Annotated in this window: 15 protein-coding genes; 4 read left to right on the plus strand and 11 right to left on the minus strand. The window is 72.4% G+C overall.

Annotated features, from left to right (window positions below):
• Window positions 1-7: 7 nt before the first annotated feature.
• From ACZ3I3_RS38635 to ACZ3I3_RS38650, 4 genes are all read right to left on the minus strand, one after another.
• On the minus strand, window positions 8-1,513 hold the full coding sequence (locus ACZ3I3_RS38635) for a metallophosphoesterase family protein (RefSeq protein WP_467372458.1): 1,506 nt from the start codon (window positions 1,511-1,513) through the stop codon (window positions 8-10).
• Window positions 1,514-1,559: 46 nt separating this feature from the next.
• Complete coding sequence (locus tag ACZ3I3_RS38640; RefSeq protein WP_467372459.1) at window positions 1,560-2,402, minus strand: MHYT domain-containing protein; 843 nt, start codon at window positions 2,400-2,402, stop codon at window positions 1,560-1,562.
• A gap of 131 nt (window positions 2,403-2,533) precedes the next feature.
• Window positions 2,534-3,289, minus strand: a complete 756-nt coding sequence (locus ACZ3I3_RS38645) for a dienelactone hydrolase family protein (protein ID WP_467372460.1) — start codon at window positions 3,287-3,289, stop codon at window positions 2,534-2,536.
• A gap of 145 nt (window positions 3,290-3,434) precedes the next feature.
• The gene (locus ACZ3I3_RS38650; protein ID WP_243377919.1) at window positions 3,435-4,055 is read right to left on the minus strand and encodes an L-threonylcarbamoyladenylate synthase; all 621 of its coding nucleotides are present in this window, start codon (window positions 4,053-4,055) and stop codon (window positions 3,435-3,437) included.
• 174 nt (window positions 4,056-4,229) lie between these two features.
• On the opposite strand from ACZ3I3_RS38650, the gene ACZ3I3_RS38655 reads away from it, so the two are divergent.
• Window positions 4,230-5,723 (plus strand): helix-turn-helix domain-containing protein, encoded by a 1,494-nt coding sequence (locus ACZ3I3_RS38655; protein WP_467372461.1) that lies wholly within the window; start codon window positions 4,230-4,232, stop codon window positions 5,721-5,723.
• A gap of 238 nt (window positions 5,724-5,961) precedes the next feature.
• On the opposite strand, the gene ACZ3I3_RS38660 is transcribed toward ACZ3I3_RS38655, so the two are convergent.
• The 6 genes from ACZ3I3_RS38660 to ACZ3I3_RS38685 are packed head-to-tail and all read right to left on the minus strand — an operon-like array spanning window position 5,962 to window position 11,484.
• Window positions 5,962-7,188: a cytochrome P450 family protein gene (locus ACZ3I3_RS38660; RefSeq protein WP_467372462.1), complete on the minus strand. Its 1,227-nt coding sequence runs from the start codon at window positions 7,186-7,188 to the stop codon at window positions 5,962-5,964.
• Window positions 7,185-8,423 (minus strand): cytochrome P450 family protein, encoded by a 1,239-nt coding sequence (locus ACZ3I3_RS38665; RefSeq protein ID WP_467372463.1) that lies wholly within the window; start codon window positions 8,421-8,423, stop codon window positions 7,185-7,187. Before ACZ3I3_RS38665 ends, ACZ3I3_RS38660 begins: the two co-directional genes overlap by 4 nt.
• Window positions 8,420-9,046: a GTP-binding protein gene (locus ACZ3I3_RS38670; protein ID WP_467372464.1), complete on the minus strand. Its 627-nt coding sequence runs from the start codon at window positions 9,044-9,046 to the stop codon at window positions 8,420-8,422. Before ACZ3I3_RS38670 ends, ACZ3I3_RS38665 begins: the two co-directional genes overlap by 4 nt.
• Complete coding sequence (locus ACZ3I3_RS38675; RefSeq protein WP_467372465.1) at window positions 9,018-9,380, minus strand: DUF742 domain-containing protein; 363 nt, start codon at window positions 9,378-9,380, stop codon at window positions 9,018-9,020. The genes ACZ3I3_RS38670 and ACZ3I3_RS38675 overlap by 29 nt, the downstream gene beginning before the upstream one ends.
• Window positions 9,377-9,799: a roadblock/LC7 domain-containing protein gene (locus ACZ3I3_RS38680; RefSeq protein WP_356928909.1), complete on the minus strand. Its 423-nt coding sequence runs from the start codon at window positions 9,797-9,799 to the stop codon at window positions 9,377-9,379. The genes ACZ3I3_RS38675 and ACZ3I3_RS38680 overlap by 4 nt, the downstream gene beginning before the upstream one ends.
• Window positions 9,796-11,484 (minus strand): ATP-binding protein, encoded by a 1,689-nt coding sequence (locus tag ACZ3I3_RS38685; RefSeq protein ID WP_467372466.1) that lies wholly within the window; start codon window positions 11,482-11,484, stop codon window positions 9,796-9,798. Before ACZ3I3_RS38685 ends, ACZ3I3_RS38680 begins: the two co-directional genes overlap by 4 nt.
• Before the next feature lie 342 nt (window positions 11,485-11,826).
• On the opposite strand from ACZ3I3_RS38685, the gene ACZ3I3_RS38690 reads away from it, so the two are divergent.
• Complete coding sequence (locus ACZ3I3_RS38690) at window positions 11,827-12,063, plus strand: hypothetical protein (RefSeq protein WP_020276938.1); 237 nt, start codon at window positions 11,827-11,829, stop codon at window positions 12,061-12,063.
• Between the two features lie 69 nt (window positions 12,064-12,132).
• On the opposite strand, the gene ACZ3I3_RS38695 is transcribed toward ACZ3I3_RS38690, so the two are convergent.
• Window positions 12,133-12,747 (minus strand): hypothetical protein, encoded by a 615-nt coding sequence (locus ACZ3I3_RS38695; protein ID WP_467372467.1) that lies wholly within the window; start codon window positions 12,745-12,747, stop codon window positions 12,133-12,135.
• Window positions 12,748-12,843: 96 nt separating this feature from the next.
• Here ACZ3I3_RS38695 and ACZ3I3_RS38700 point away from each other — a divergent pair, with 96 nt between their 5' ends.
• Window positions 12,844-14,196: a hypothetical protein gene (locus ACZ3I3_RS38700; protein WP_467372468.1), complete on the plus strand. Its 1,353-nt coding sequence runs from the start codon at window positions 12,844-12,846 to the stop codon at window positions 14,194-14,196.
• A 109-nt stretch (window positions 14,197-14,305) separates the two neighbouring features.
• Window positions 14,306-15,964 carry a catalase gene (locus ACZ3I3_RS38705; protein ID WP_467372469.1) on the plus strand — a complete coding sequence of 553 codons (1,659 nt, stop codon included), beginning with the start codon at window positions 14,306-14,308 and terminating at the stop codon, window positions 15,962-15,964.
• Window positions 15,965-15,968 lie beyond the last annotated feature (4 nt).

Genomic DNA, 15,968 nt, shown 5'->3' on the forward strand with positions numbered 1-15,968 from the left:
GCGCGTGTCAGCGCAGCGGGATCGTCACCTCGTCCTCGACCGGCGGGGCGAGCTCCTGGGCGCGGTTTCCGGTCGCCGCGAAGCAGCGCAGCCGGACCGACTCCGGGGAGACGTCCAGGCGCAGGAAGCACTTGAAGAAGGGCGGGCTGTACGTCGCCGAACTCGGCGAGAACAGCGACGTGTAGATCTTGCGCACGGGCAGCCGGAACCGCCTGGCCCGGTCGGGCCTGCGGCCGGTGCCGAGCAGCCCGGCGACCAGCCGGACGCGCCGGGTGACACGGGTGGCCGCGCCCGGGACACGCGTCGGCGGGATGCCCAGGCGCTCGGCGATCACCGCCGTCGCCTCCGCCTCGGTGAGGGTGAAGAAGCGGGGCATGCGCAGCCGGCGGCCGTAGAGCCGGCTGTAGAAGGCGAGGGAGTCGCCGCGCAGCGGGTAGCAGCGGAAGTCCCGCTCGGTCACGTTCGCGACGTTGACGCGGGGGATGGTGTGGGTGGCGTGCATGAACGCCCCGCCGCCGCCCGCGACCACGTACTGGAGGGTCCGTCCGTCGTCCAGCCGGACGGGGTAGCGCTGGTAGTTGTGGATGTCGCCGCCTATCGCCGCCACGTAGTGGTGCTCAGGGTCGCGCACGATGTCGTCGACGGTGCCGCCCCCTTCGATGGCGCACGGCTCGCGCCTGCCGTCCACGTACAGGGGTGACCCGGTGATCAGGATCTTCGGGCGCGGCCCTCGGGAGACCTCGCGCAGCCAGGCGCCCTGCTCGGCGTCGAGGGTGCCCAGCAGGCCGGTGTCGATGCCGATGATCCGCACCGGTCCGGCGTCGATCGCCCAGTAGGGACCCGGCTGGACGGCCTGCTGGGCGGGCGCCGAGCGCAACTTCCGGGCCTCGTCCAGGTGATGACCGTCGTCCGGCCGTGGCCGGTGCCACAGCAGGGACCGCAGCCAGGCCCGGGTCAGCGGGCGCGGCCGAGGCTCGGGCGGCAGCGGCGGGGCGTCGTCGCAGAAGACGCGCATGAAACCGCCGAGGTCCTCGTACCAGTCGTGGTTGCCGGGTATCGCGTAGATCGGCGCCTGGTAGTCCCGGTAGGGGCGGAAGAACTTGGTGCCGTAGTCGTCCGCGCTGCCCACCGGGTAGATCACGTCGCTGGCCAGCACGGCGAAGCGGGTGTCCTGACCGGTCTTCAGAAGACCCGGCACGACGGCGTACTGGGGGTCGTCGCCCTCACCGGTGTCGCCGATGACCAGGAACGAGAAGCGGTCCGGGTCGTCGCGCCGGATCACCTTGTCGGCCGGTGCGCCGACGGCCACGCGCCGGGCCACCCACCGGCCGCGGGTGCGGCCGGTCGGATCCCCGAGCCAGGAGGCCAGCACGCCGTTGCGGGCGGCCCACAGCATTCTCGGGTCCAGCCAGGAGATCTTCTCGACCTGCCGCGGCATCAACCGCCGGTACGCGCCGCGTTCGCCGGTGCCCCAGCCGGCGCCCTCGGCAGTGTGGCGTGAGGAGTCAGACACCGCTGCACCGTAACAATGATCCAAGAGCCGTCCGCAGGCGGGTCGTTCACCGGCCGCGGGCGTGCGAGTCCGTGTCGTGCCTGGACGTGCGCGGCGCGGGAATGGCCTGGGCCGAACGGGCCAGGGGCGGGGCGGGGTTCCGGTTCCCGGCCCGCTCGCCGTGGACCAGCAGCGGATCGAACATGATCACGACCCCGGCCAGCAGCAGGAAGACGACCGGCCCCAGCAGCATCGGCAGCAGCAGCGACAGGGGCGAGTCACCCTCCCACGTGCCGCCGGCCGTGTCGTGCACATGGACGCTGACGGCGGCCATGCCCGTGTAGTGCATCCCGGACACCGCCACGCCCATCACCAGGCTCGCCCCGAGGCTCGTCAGCAGGCCGCGGATCGTGACGGCCGACCACAGCGCGGCGGTCGCGGCGGCGATGGCGATCAGCACGGACAGCACGACGCCGACGGGGTCGTAGCCGATGTCGCCGTGCAGCCGCATGGCCGCCATGCCCAGGTAGTGCATGGCCGCCACCCCCAGTCCGGTGACGACACCCGCGACCGCCAGGGTGACACGGCCCGGGCCGCGGTAGCCGACGATGAACACGCCGATGCCCACCACGGCGACGGCCACGACGAGACTGAGCACCGTCGTGGCCGCGTCATAACGGACCCGGGTCTCCTCCACGTGGAAGCCGGTCATGGCGATGAAGTGCATCGTCCAGATCCCGCACCCGATGGAGGCGGCGCCTAACGCCAGCCAACCCGGCTTCCAGGACCGCACGTTCAGCAGCGAGCGCACGATGCACCGCAGCCCCAGCGCCCCTCCCAGACAGGCCATCAGATACGCCGCCACCGGGGTCACCGCACCGTAGCGGAACCCGTCGACCGTGCCCTCCATGAGCAAACTCCCCCCGAGTCATGCCTGATGTTCAGCAAGGTCTACGCGCAGGGATCGAGGGAAAGCAAGCCCTTACCGTCGGTAGGACGGCAACTCCTCGGCAACTCCTTTCGGCCAGGTGCCGATTGAGGTCAGAATGTGCGCTTCAGCAGGTCGAGGAGCGCTGCCCAGTGCCGCGCGTCGGCCTCCTCGTGGTACGACGCGGTGTCGGACTGCGTGAAACCGTGGGGCGCGCCCGTGTACACCTCGCACCGGTGGCGGACCCCCGCCGTCGTCAGAGCCTCCTCCAGACGCTCGATCTGCTCCCGGGGCAGCGAGGGATCCTGGTCGGCGTGGCCGAAGTACAGCTCGGCGGTGACCTTGCCGGCCACCAGGTGCGGGCTGTCCGGCGTGTCCGTCGCCAGCCGCCCGCCGTGGAAGCCGGCCGCGGCCGCGACCCGCTCCGGGTAGGTCCCGGCCGTGAGCAGCGACAGGCGCGCCCCCATGCAGTAACCGGTCACCGCGACCGGGCCGTTGGCCACCGCGGGCGACTCGGCCAGCCGGCGCAGATAGGCACCGGCGTCCCGCATCGCCAGCTCGGGCGTCAGGGCCCGCATGACCGGCATGATGCGCTCGAAGATCTCCGGCCGCGCACCCGGGTCGATGAACTCGGGCAGATCGAACAGCGGGGCGCGGCCGTGCCGGTAGAACACGTTGGGCACCAGCACCGTGTAGCCCTCGCCGGCCAGCCGGTCGGCCATCGACCGCAGTCGGGGACGCAGGCCGAAGGCGTCCATGTAGAGCAGGACCGCCGGGTGGGCGGCCCCGTCGGCGGGGTGGGTCAGATACGCGTCGGCGGTGCCGTCCTCGGTGGGGATGTCGACAACGGTTCCCTGTACGGCGGTCATGGCTGTGCTGCCTCTCTGCGGGGTCTCGGCCGGGAACCCGTCCGCGTGACCGGGCGGATCACGGGCATCGTGACACGCCGCTTCCCGGGGCATTTCGCCCACCCCCCGCACACGGCACAGCCGTGAACGCCCGTTGGCGTGCCCTTTACTCGAAGCGTGAGGTGTCGCCCGCGCCGTGCCGCACGATCTCGGCCTCCCCGCCGGAGAAGTCGATCACCGTCGTCGGCTCCGTGCCGCAGTCACCGGAGTCGACCACCCCGTCCAGCACGTGGTCGAGCAGGTCCTTGATCTCCCAGCCCTGCGTCATCGGCTCCTCCTCGCCGGGCAGCAGCAGGGTGCTGGACAGCAGCGGCTCACCGAGCTCGGCGAGCAGGGCCTGGGTGACGACGTGGTCGGGGATGCGCACGCCGACCGTCTTCTTCTTGGGGTGCTGCAGCATGCGCGGCACCTCCTTCGTCGCGGGCAGGATGAACGTGTAGCTGCCGGGTGTCGACGCCTTGATCGCACGGAACACGTCGTTGTCGATCCGCACGAACTGGCCGAGCTGCGCGAAGTCCTGGCACACGAGAGTGAAGTGGTGCCGGTCGTCCAGCTTGCGGATCGTACGGATCCGCTCGATGCCGTCACGGCTGCCCAGACGGCAGCCCAGTGCGTAACAGGAGTCCGTCGGGTAGGCGACAAGAGCGTCCGCACGGATGCTGTCGGCGATCTGGCCGATGGTGCGGGGCTGGGGGTTGTCGGGGTGCACGTCGTAGTACTTCGCCATCCGCCGAGCTTATGCCGCTCCGCGCGGGTGCGGCTGCGCAGGGCGGGGTGTCGGCCCGCGGGCTGCGTCGGGCGGGTCCGCCCGGGGATGCCCGGGACGAGAGCGCGGGACGTGTGGGGTAACGTCCCCGACCGGTGCGCCGGAGGCGGCGCGAGCGACGAGGGGAAGGCCGAGGTGGCTGGCCGAGAGGACGGGAACCGGCAGCAGCGGACAGCGGCCGGGCCGGGCCCGGCGTGGGCGGAGGAACTGCTCGGCCACCTGCGTCCGGCGGGGCGCGACGTCGGCCGGGTCGTGGGCTGGCTCGCCGGCGCCGTGGGCGGGGACGTGGCCCTTCAGGACGCCGCCGGGAACCTCCTGGCCGGGACCCGGCTCCCGCTGGACGAGGGCCTCGTCACGGACATCACCGCCGGCCGGATCGCCTCCGCCGCCTGGGAGAGCCGGGACCGCCACCAGCGCCTGGTCAGGGTGGAACACCCGTCCCACACCTGCGTTCTGGCCGTCTCCCGCGGGACCCCCTTCGACCGCCGGGCCGCCGACGTCGTCACGCACACCGCCCAGGTGATCGAGCTCCTGCTGACCGCGCGCGAGTCGACCGCGGCCGGGCACCGGCTCCGGCGGGCCACCTCCGACCTGCGCCTGGCCATCCTGCAACTGCTGATGGTCGAGGACACCATCGCCGCCCGCCGCGTCGCCGCCGGGCTCTGGCCCGGACTGCTCGACGCCGACACGGCGTGCGTGTACGTCCTCGAGTCCGACGCCGCCGTACGCGACCGGATGGCCGAGGAGTGCCTGGACCGCACCGGGGAGGACGCCCTGGTCGTGCGCTGCCCGGCCATGGACGGCCACGTGATCGTCGTCAGCCCCCGCGACACCACCGGCGAGGCCCTGCGGTCCCTGGTCGGCCGGCACCCGGACGTCTTCCTCGGCGGCAGCGTCCGGCAGAGCCTCGCCCGGACCGCCACCGCGTACGGACAGGCGGTCAGCGCCCTCGCCGTCGCCCACTTCCGCCCGGACAAGACGGCGGTCTACGCCGAGCGCACCCACCCCGAACGCCTCATGGACCCCGAGGTGCTGCGCGGCTGGACGGCCCGGGTGCTGCGCCCGCTCGACACCCTGCCGCACCACACACGCGCCGAACTCCTCGCCACCACACGCCTCGGTCTGGAGTTCACCGCCGTCAACGCGGCCAAGGTCCTCGGCGTCAGCCGCAACACCGTCCGCGCCCGCATGGAACGCGTGGAGGCCCTGCTCGGCACCGACTTCGCCGACCTCACGGTCCGGGCCGTCGTCCACCTGGCGCTCAACACCCAGATCGGCCTGCCCGACGCCCACGTCCCCGACGGCACACGGAACTCCGCGCTCCGGCTCTCCGACCTGCTGTCCGGACCCGCCCTACGCACCTGGGCCAAGGGCCTGCTGGGCCGGCTGGACGCGGACGCCAGGAACCCGCGCCGGACGCTGCGCGGCTGGATCACCGCCGGCGGCAACGCCGAACGGGCCGCGCAGACCCTGGGCATGCACCCGCAGACGGTGCGCGAGCACGTCCGCAGCGCCGAACCCGTCCTGGAACGCCAACTGCTCGCCGCGGGCACCGACCTGTACGAGGTCGTGCTGGCCCACCTGGCCGTCGGTGACCTCGATCTGCCGGATTTCCGCCGCCACGGCTGACCGGCCGGCGGTGCCGCACGGGCAACCGGTTGGCCAGGTCCCGGCGGGACGAAACAGGGCCATCCGGACTCAGCTGTGCACGGGTGAGCCCTGTTGAGCACGCAACGGGCATCGACGCGATTCACAAGGTCTCGGCCAGGGACGTAAGTTCAACGCACCGCGGGGGCTCGACCGGAACGGGGGACCGGTCGCGCTCCCGCGTGCTGCCGCCCTGCGAGGCAGTGGCCCTCCGGTCGCCTCAGCCGCGCAGCCGCACGGGTATCTCCTGCCAGCCGAAGGCGATGAACGACGGCACCTGCCGCAGGCCCTCGTCACCGGCGGCCAGGCTCAGGCCGGGGAACCGGTCGAACAACGCGGGCAGCGCGGTCAGCGCCTCCAGACGGGCCAGCGGCGCCCCGATACAGCGGTGCACCCCGATCCCGAACGCCAGATGGTCGTCGGCGGCGCGCGTGGCGTCGAAGAGGTCGGCGTCCGGCCCGTAGTGCTCGGGGTCGAGCCCCGCGGCGGCGTAGGTCGTGATGATGGCGTCACCGGCCGGGACCTTCACATCGCCGACCGTGAGATCGGTGACGGCGAACCGGAGCGGCAGCGACGCGATCGACGGGTGGGCGCGCAGCGTCTCGTCGACGACGGCGTCCCAGCCGATCTCCCCGGACCGGACGGCCGCCAGCTGCTCGGGGCGGCGCAGCAGGGCCACCACCGCGTTGCCGATGAGATTGACGGTGGTCTCGAAACCGGCCCCGATGACCAGCAGCAGCGTGTACAGCAACTCCTCGTCGCTGAGCCGGTCACCGTCCTCGTCCCGGACCCGGATCAGCTCGGTGGTCATGTCGTCACCGGGGTGCGCGGCCTTGTGCGCGATCAGCGCGGGCAGCACCGTGCCGATCTGCCGCTGGACGGACGCCGCGTGCTCCGGGCTCGGGTCGGTGGTGTCCATGATGGCCGCGATCATCCGGGCCGTGTCCTCGCGCAACGCGTCCGGGACGCCGAACAGTTCGCAGATGATCCGCATCGGCAGCGGATGGGCGAACCCCGCCTTGACGTCCACGACATCGCCGCCGGCCGCGTCGAGCGCGTCCAGCAGCTCCGCGGTGATCGCCTCCACCCGGGGCCGCATCGCCTCGGTGCGCCGGTGCGTGAAGCTCGGCGCCACCAGCTTGCGCAGCCGCGTGTGGTCCGCGCCGTAGGTGGAGAGCATGTTGACCACGCCCACCCAGCCCAGGATCCAGCCCCAGGACGGATGCTCGCCGATCTCGGGCCACAGCCGCCAGTGCAGCCGCGGATCCTTGCTGACCCGAGGGTCGAGGATGAGCTGCTTCAGCGTGTCGTAGCGCGTGGGCGCCCAGGCGGGTATCCCGCCGGGCAGCTCCACGGGCACGATCGGCCCAAGGGCGCGCAGCCGGGCGCTCTCACCGGGGATGTCGGCGCCGAACGGGTCCAGAGCGATGCGGTCGGTCACGGTCACGGTCGTCCTCCTGGCTGGTCGGGGGAGCGGGGAGTGAAACGGACGGGCAGCGCCGTCAGCGAGCGGTGGAAGGGGCCGGGCCGCCAGGTGAGGCGCTCGCGGGGCAGCACGGGTTCGAGGTCGGGCAGCCACTGCGTGAGCCGTTCGATCGCCTCGGTGGCGATGAGCAGCGTGGGCTGTTTGACCGGGCAGGCGTGCGGGCCCGCCGACCAGGACAGGTGTGAGGCGTCGCCCGGGTGCCGGTCCGCGCCGCGCTCCTGCTCGGTGGCCTGCGCCAGTGCCCCGTACGAGACCACCACCGGCACCGCGGCCCTGATCCACACGCCGTGGAAGGTGACGGGCGTACGGGCGTAGTGGATGCCGTAGTTGGCGAGCGGCGTCTCGTGGTGCAGCACCTCCAGCACCGCGTCCGTCACCGGCCGGGCGCCGCTGGTGAGCGTCGAGTAGTAGGCCGGGTTGCCGAGGATCCTGGACAGCGCGTTGGACACCAGGTTCGCCGTCGGCTCGTGTCCCGCGCCGAGCGTGAGGAACACCTGCCAGGTGACCTCCTCGGGGGTCAGCCCCGCCGGATGGTCCAGCAGCCAGCTCGGCAGGTCGTCGCCGCGCCGCTCGGTCTTGGCCGCGATCAGCTCCAGCACGTACCCGGCGTACTCCGCCTCACCCTGTGCCGCCTGGGCGCCGCCCTCGATCAGCTTGCCGAGCGCGGCGTCGAGCCGGTCGCCGGCGGTGTCCGGCAGGCCGAAGAGGCTGTTGAACACCAGCGCCATCAGCGGCCTGGTGAACTCGCCGACCAGGTCGGCCTCGCCCCGCGGCCCGATCCGGCTCACCAGCAGGTGCACCGCCCGGTGCACCCGGTCCCGCAGGTCGTGCGGCTCCACCAGGTCGAACGCGTCGATCAGCGTGGTGCGGTAGCGGAGGTGGGCGGCACCGTCGGCGAACAGGGTGTTGGGCCGCCAGCGCATCATCCCGAGGACGGGGGAGTCGTCGGGGACCGTCGCCTGCCAGGGCCGCGGATCGTGCGAGAACGTCTTCGTGTCGTGCAGCAGGTCCAGCGCCGCCCGCCGGTCCGTGACGACGTACGCCGGCACACCGGGCGCGAGTTCCGCCCAGCCGACCGGGCCCTGGGCGCGCAGTGCGGCGTAGTACGGGCGGGGGTCGCGGGCGAAGCCGTCCTCCCACAGGCGGACGGGCACCGCGCGGGAGAACGCCTGCTCGGCAAGGGACGGGTGGGTCACCGGTACTCCGCGGGTCGGTGGTCGATCAGGTGCTGGACCAGGGCGAGCAGGGCGTCGATCGAGGAGTTCGCCTCCCGCGCGTCGCAGGTCACCATCGGGGTCGTCGGTTCCAGGTCCAGGGCGGCGCGCAACTGCTCGGGCGTGTGGTGCCGGGGCGCGTCCGGGAAGGTGTTGAAGGCGACCGCGTACGGCAGTCCGGTCTCCTCCACCAGCCCGAGCACGTCGAACGAGGCGTCGATCCGGCGGGCGTCGACCAGCACGAGCGCGCCGAGCGCCCCGTGGGCGATGTCGTCCCACAGCGACCGGAACCGCTCCTGGCCGGGCGTGCCGAACAGATACAGCACGATCCCGCCCGGCAGGCTGATCCGGCCGAAGTCGATGGCGACCGTGGTGGTCGACTTGTCCCGGACCCCGGCGAGATCGTCGACCTGCGCGGAGGCCTCGGTGAGCTGTTCCTCCGTGTGCAGCGGGCGGATCTCCGAGACCGAGCCGATCAGGGTGGTCTTGCCCACCCCGAAAGGCCCCGTGACCAGGATCTTCACCAGGTCGCGGGCGGTGTCCGGGAGATGGACGCCGTCGCCGCCGCCGGGGGCGTCAACGGTGCTTGAGGTCGCGGAGGCCATCGGCCACTCTCTTCAGCAGGTCGGGGTCGAAGCGCCGGGCGGGCGGGATCGGCGGGCGGGCCAGCACCAGGTCACGGTCGATGAGGTCGGCGGCCAGCACCAGCACGGCGGAGACGGGCAGCCGCAGCAGGGCCGCGGCCTCCACCACCGTCAGCGACCCGTACTCCAGCTCCTCCAGCAGGGCCGCCTGCGCGGCGGGCAGATCGGCGGGAGCCGGCTCGCCGCTGCCGGTGAGGACCGACAGCCGCTCCAGATGGGCACGGCTGGGCCGGGCCACCCCACCGGTCGACAGATACGCGGGAACCAGGGGACGGCCGCCTCGGCGGCCCGTCATGCCGGCGTGTCGCCGTCGGCACCTCGGGGCCCCGCGGCCATCGCCTTCTCACCCAGCCGCGCGACCTGGGAGTGCACCCGGTGCGCGAGCAGGTCCAGGCGCACCTCGGGGTCGCCGTACGCGGCCACGCAGGTGCCGTGATCCGTCGGCACGATGAGCACATAGCCGTGGTCCGACTCGATCACGACCTGCCGGATGTCGGCCCGGTCGGTGTCGGCGAACGCCGCCGCCGCGGTACGGCAGGCGCCCTGCACGGTGCTGGTGATGGCGGCGACCCGCTCGGCCGACGGCCGCGACAGCGCGTCCGTGTAACCGGTCACGAGCCCGTCCCGGGTGAGCAGGACGGCGGCCACGACGTGCGGCACCTCCAGAACCGGTTCGAGCACCCAGGCCGTGTCCCCCGTTGCGCGGCTGGTCATCGAGCCGTTCCCCCTTCGTGGTCGTTCCGGTCTCGGCCGGTGTCGTCGGGCCCGTCGGCCGTGGTCGCGGCCGGGGCACCCTCAGGTACGGCTGGAGGGGCGCCGGTGTTCGGCCGGGCGGCGAAACGTGCGGCCGCCGTGCCGGACTGGAGGGCGCCGAGGGCGGCGGCGGACTCCTCGGGACGGCGCGGGCGGCGCTGCGGTGCCGGTGCGGGCGCGGCGGCCGGGATGCCCGGCGGGGGCGTGGCCCGGCTGCGGCGACGCCGCTGGGGGAGTCCGCCACTGTCACGGGGGCCGTGGTGGCCCGGGGCCGGGGCGGCGGGCTGGTCCTCCTGGTCCGTGCCGTAGCCGTGATCGTCGGAGGACGGGGCGGAGTCGGCGGCGGGGGTGGGGGCGGACGGCTGCTCGGGCTTCCCCGACGCGGGGGCCGGGGCCGGATCGGGTTCACGGCCCGGGGCGGGAGGGGCCGAAGGGGCGGCGGGCGCGGCAGGGGCGGCTGCGTCCGGCACGTCACTCTGGGACTTCGGCACGACACCGGGGGACGGCACGACACCGGGGGACGGCACCACACCGGGGGACGTGGCGGTACCGCCCGCCGTGTCCCGCTCCGCCCTGCGGGTCGACCGCGGGGCGCTGGCCGCCGGAGGCAGTTCGTCGGGGTCGATGCGGGTCAGCAGGTGGCTGTCGACCCGCAGCACCGCCCGCACGCCGCCGTACGGGGACGGGGAGGACAGGTCCACGCTCAGATCGAACTGCCGGGTCAGCTGGCCGATGGCGGCGAGTCCCATGCGCGGCGGGTCGCCGAGCTCGGTGAGCAGGATCGGTTCCGAGCCGGCCACCATCCGCTGGGCGCGGGCCCGTTCGTCCTGCGTCATGCCCAGTCCGGCGTCGTCGACGGTGACGCAGACACCGTGGTGGACGGCCTCCAGGTTGACCACGACCTCGGTGTCGGGCGCGGAGTGCCGCAGCGCGTTGTCGAGGAGCTCGGCGACGATGATGGCGACCGGTTCGACGGCGTGGGACACCAGGGCGGTCCCGGCCTGAAGGTGGTTGTGGATCCGGACGCGCTGGTAGCCCGCGAGCCGGGCCTGACCGCCCGTCACCGCGTCCACGAGATGGGACTCCTCCCGGGCCAGCCCCACCCAGGCCCCGCACACCACCGCGGCGATCTGCGCGCGCCGCAGCGACTGCTCGTTCTCGTGGTCCAGCTCGAACAGGGTCTGCGCCAACTCGGGGTCGTCATAGCGCTGTTGCAGACCGCGCAGGGCGTCCTGCAGCCGGTACAGCGCCGCCTGGATCTCCCGCGTGGCCCCGCGCATCCCGGCCTGCGCGGCGGCGTCGATACGGATGCGCTGCGCGGCGAGTTCGGCGTGCAGCCCCTTCAGTATCTGCTCCAGCGCGAGACCCAGGGGCGAACCCGCGAGCTGCGGACTGAGCGGGCCGGGCACCGCGACGTGCGGATGGGCCGCCTGCCGGGCGGCTGCGGGCACGCGCCGGGTCGCCAGGTGCTCGACCTCGGCCGTGAACGCCCGTGTGGTGCCGTCGAGTCGCGCCCGCAGGGCGGCCGTCTTCGCGCGCTGCGCGGCCAGTTGCCGCCGTGAGCGCAGCAACCCGCCGCCGAGGGCGAACGCGGACAGTGTGCCGACGGCGAGACCGCCGACGACCAGGTCCGGTAATTCGATCATCGAGTCGAGTCCAGGGGGAGTCGGGCAGGGCGGAGTCCGAGGCGCTCTGACGAGCCACCCGCAGCACAGTACACACCGTCATCGACCGGTCTCGCACGGTGGAACGGCACTTCGTTCTGAAACTGACCAGCGTCTGTTCGCTTCTGTGGCAACTGTCGGTATTGCCGTACGGGGGAGGGGAGTTGGTGGTCCGTACGGGTCTGACCGCCGGGTCGGCCGCCCGCTCGCCCGGGGGGTGACCGAATGAATACGCAACGTGATGGAGGAGGGCTGTGTGTCCGACCGGAGGACGGGTACCCGTCCGGCGCCTGAAGAGGTCCGCTCCGTGAGAAGGAGGTCCGAATGACCAGTGAGACGGAGACCGGCGGCGTGACCGGTACGCAGGACAAGGACTACAACCTGATCTGGTACGTCGAGGCGTGCCTGAACAACGCCCTGCGTCTGGAGAGCTACATCCAGGACGCGGAGCGCGCCAAGGACACCGAGGTCGCGGACCTGTTCCGCAAGGCCCAGGCGGACAGCCGCAAGGGTGCCGAACTGGGCAAGAACCTCCTGCGCGCACGCCTCAACGGCGGCTGAGGCCCCACCGGGTCACACGGCCCGGACACCGCCGGCGGGCGGGGTCCGGGCCCTTCGCGTGGCAAGAGGTCAGAGCCGGAAGAGCGCGCTCACCCGTTCGGCGAGTGCGTCCTCCGACATCGTGAGGTCGACCGTGACGGCGGGCAGTCGCAGGCGTGCGGTCTCCTCGCGGAGGCGTTCCGTGAACAGGTGGTCCCGCGCGGCGATGTTGCGGTTCGCCCGCTCCGGGTCACTGGTCCGCTCCGTGAAACCCGCTCCCGGCGTGGCCCGGCCCGTGAACGCGGCCTGCCGGAACCGCCGTGTGGGCAGGAGCCAGACCGCGTGTCCGGGCTCGGTGAGCAGGGGCTGTACGAGGTGCGGCAGCAGGCGGAAGCCCTCGACGACGACACACGTCTCCCGAGGCATGCGCAGCAGGTCCTCGACGATCAGCCCGAAGCCCTCGCCGCGAAACCAGTGGAATGTGCTGAGCATCGTCTCCGGAGACCGGTCCACCCAGCGCTCGTCCATGTCCATGGCCATGAACTCGTGCAGGAACGGGGCCTCGTCGGGCGTGGTCCGGCGGGCGTGGTCCCCCATCACGTCGTCGGTCGAGTAGAGACGCCAGCCCTGCCGATCGGCGAGTCTGCGGGCGATCGTGGACTTGCCCGCGCCGCTCCCGCCCCCGATCCAGTAGACGTGCCGCATGCTTCCGCTCTCCCGTGGTCGCGCTCTGATTGTCAGTGGTGGATGCCACGATGCCGACAGCTCACCATCCCATCCCCGGACGAGAAGGAGCTGATCGTGCGCAGGCCGGTCGAGGGAGAGGTTCATGTGCACTACGGCCAGATCTACGTCGAGACCGATCCGGACAGCTACGGGCCGGGCCTCGAGGAGGCGTTCGCCGGGCAGAGCGCGGGACTGTGCGGGGCGGCGACGCCGGGCGCCCTGTGGCTGAACACCGGACTGCACACCGGCTCGGTGGGCTTCACGGTCGAGGTGCACGAGCAGGAGCCGCCGCTGGATCCGGCCTGGGAGGACGTGGTGGAGGTGTCCTTCCGTCCGGTGTCGGCGGACAGCGCGCTCGTGGAATGGGGAGGGGGAGATTCCTGGCAGCTCGATCTGGAGGAGACCGACTACCGCGTGCGGTACTGCGCCCGGGGCATGGACCGGGCGAGCGAGCGGGACACCCGGATGGACGGCGAGCCCCGACTCGACTGCTACCTCCTGCAGTTCTGGCCCGCCCCACCCGAGCCGGACCGTGTTCTGAAGCAGACCTCGCAGGTCGCCGCCTACTGGAACCGCTACGCCCGCGAACTGCCGCCGCCTCCGACGCCCGCCGAACGCGCCGAAGCCGAGCGCCGGGCCCGCCTCGCCCAGGAGACGGCGGAACGGGAACGCCGGCTCGCCTTCGAGCGATGGCAATGGGGCGGACAGCATCCGAGCCAGGCCCTGAGGGACGTCGGCGGCAACGTCCGCGGCCTGCTCGAGTTCGACCCCGCCCTGGTCCACGCCATCGACGCGTCCGGCCCCGCCACGCAGCGTGAGGTGGCCCTGTTCTCGGCCCGCCGGGCGTGTGAAGCGGCCGGTCTCACCGCCCTCGACTGGGTCGCCGAGGCGCTCACGGCCCTGGACGAAGGCCGTCCGCTGCCGCCGCCGTTCGACGACGACGCCCGCATGTGGGAGACCCTGGCCACCGACCCGCATGTCCCGGACCGGACCGTCGGCCGGGCCGTCCCGCCCGAGCGGCCTCCCTTCCGGCCGCCCACGTCCCCGGGCACCCCCGTGCCGCAAGCCCTGGAGGCCACACAGGCCGTGGTGGGCCCGGCGGCTGCCGTGGCGAGAATGCAGGCCTCCGGCTCCGGCCCGTACGCCTCGGCGATACGACAGCTTTCCGGCTCCGGCCCGTCCGCCGCGGCGAAACCGCAGGTCGCCGGCTCCGGGCTGCACACCATGGCGGTCACCTTCGGCCCACCGGACCCGTCCCTGCGGATGTCGCAACCGCACATGGCCCTCCCCGCGGTGACCGACGCCGCCGGACCCGACCCGCTCCGGGCGGCCCTCGACGCGGTGTTCGCGGCCGTCGTCACATACGGCGAGGACCACACGGCCCTGCTCGCGGAGGTCTGGTCCGTGGTGCGCGGGACCGGCAGGTGACTGAGCCCGCCCCTCCGGGTACCCGGGCGTTCCGCCATGACCGGCCGGGCGGCCGCTCGCGGCGCCGACCCGGTCGGCCGCCGGCCATGAGCCGAAGGAGCCCACGCATATGACGGACGTATCCGGTACCGGTCCCGCTCCGGGCGACGACCGCGAGGTCCTCACCAACCGCCAGGGCCATCCGGTCTACGACAACCAGAACCAGCGCACCATCGGCGCCCGCGGGCCCGCCACGCTGGAGAACTACCAGTTCCTGGAGAAGATCAGCCACTTCGACCGGGAACGCATCCCCGAGCGCGTCGTGCACGCCCGCGGCGTCACCGCCTACGGCCACTTCGAGGCCTACGGCACCTGGGGCGACGAGCCGATCAGCCGCTACACCCGGGCCAAACTCTTCCAGGACCGGGGCAAACGCACGGACGTGGCCGTCCGCTTCTCCACCGTCATCGGCGGACGCGACTCCTCCGAGGCCGCCCGCGACCCGCGTGGTTTCGCGGTGAAGTTCTACACGGAGGACGGCAACTGGGACCTGGTCGGCAACAACCTCGGCGTCTTCTTCATCCGCGACGCCATCAAGTTCCCGGACGTCATCCACGCCCTCAAGCCGGACCCGGTGACCTTCGAGCAGCAGCCCCGCCGCATCTTCGACTTCATGTCGCAGACGCCCGAGTCCATGCACATGCTGGTCAACCTGTTCAGCCCGCGCGGTATCCCCGCGGACTACCGCCACATGCAGGGCTTCGGCGTCAACACGTACAAGTGGGTCAACGCCGACGGCGACACCAAGCTGGTCAAGTACCACTGGATGCCCAAGCAGGGCGTGCGCAGCATGACCGAGGAGGACGCGGCCAACGTCCAGGCCGATTCCCTCGGCCACGCCACCAAGGACCTGTACGAGTCGGTGGCCCGCGGCGACCACCCGGAGTGGGAGCTGCTCGTCCAGATGATGGACGACCACGACCACCCCGAGCTCGACTTCGACCCGCTGGACGACACCAAGACCTGGCCCGAGCAGGACTTCCCGCCGAAGCCGGTCGGCCGGATGGTGCTCGACCGGATGCCGAAGGACTTCTTCGCCGAGAACGAGCAGATCTCCTTCGGCACCGGCGTCCTCGTCGACGGCCTGGACTTCTCCGACGACAAGATGCTCGTCGGCCGGACCTTCTCCTACAGCGACACCCAGCGCTACCGGGTCGGCCCGAACTACCTCCAGCTGCCCGTCAACCAGGCCAAGAACGCGGATGTGCGCACCAACCAGCGCGACGGCCAGATGGCGTACCACGTGGACGGCGGCGGAGAGAACCCGCAGGTCAACTACGAGCCGTCGATCACCGGCGGCCTGCGCGAGGCCCGCTACCCGACCCACGACGATCAGGGGCCCGTGATCGAGGGGCGGCTCACCCGCAAGCGCATCCCCCGCACCAACGACTACATGCAGGCGGGCCAGCGCTACCTGCTGCTGGAGGACTGGGAGCGGGACGACCTGGTGAAGAACTTCACCGACCTGCTGTCGCAGTGCGACCGGCCCGTCCAGGAGCGCATGGTCTGGCACTTCCTGCTGGTCGAGAACGACCTCGGCCTGCGGGTCGGGGAGGGGCTGGGCATCGGTCCCGAGGACGTGGCCGGTCTGGAGCCGCTGGCGAGCCAGGACCTCACGGACGAGGACCGCGAACGCCTGGCCAACCTGGGCAAGAACCCGCCGCGTGACGTCGAGGGCCTCACCATGACCCACTGCGTGCCGGACGAACGGCACGTCGTGACCCGGTGACCGG

The sequence above is a fragment of the Streptomyces sp. NPDC016851 genome (assembly GCF_055562795.1).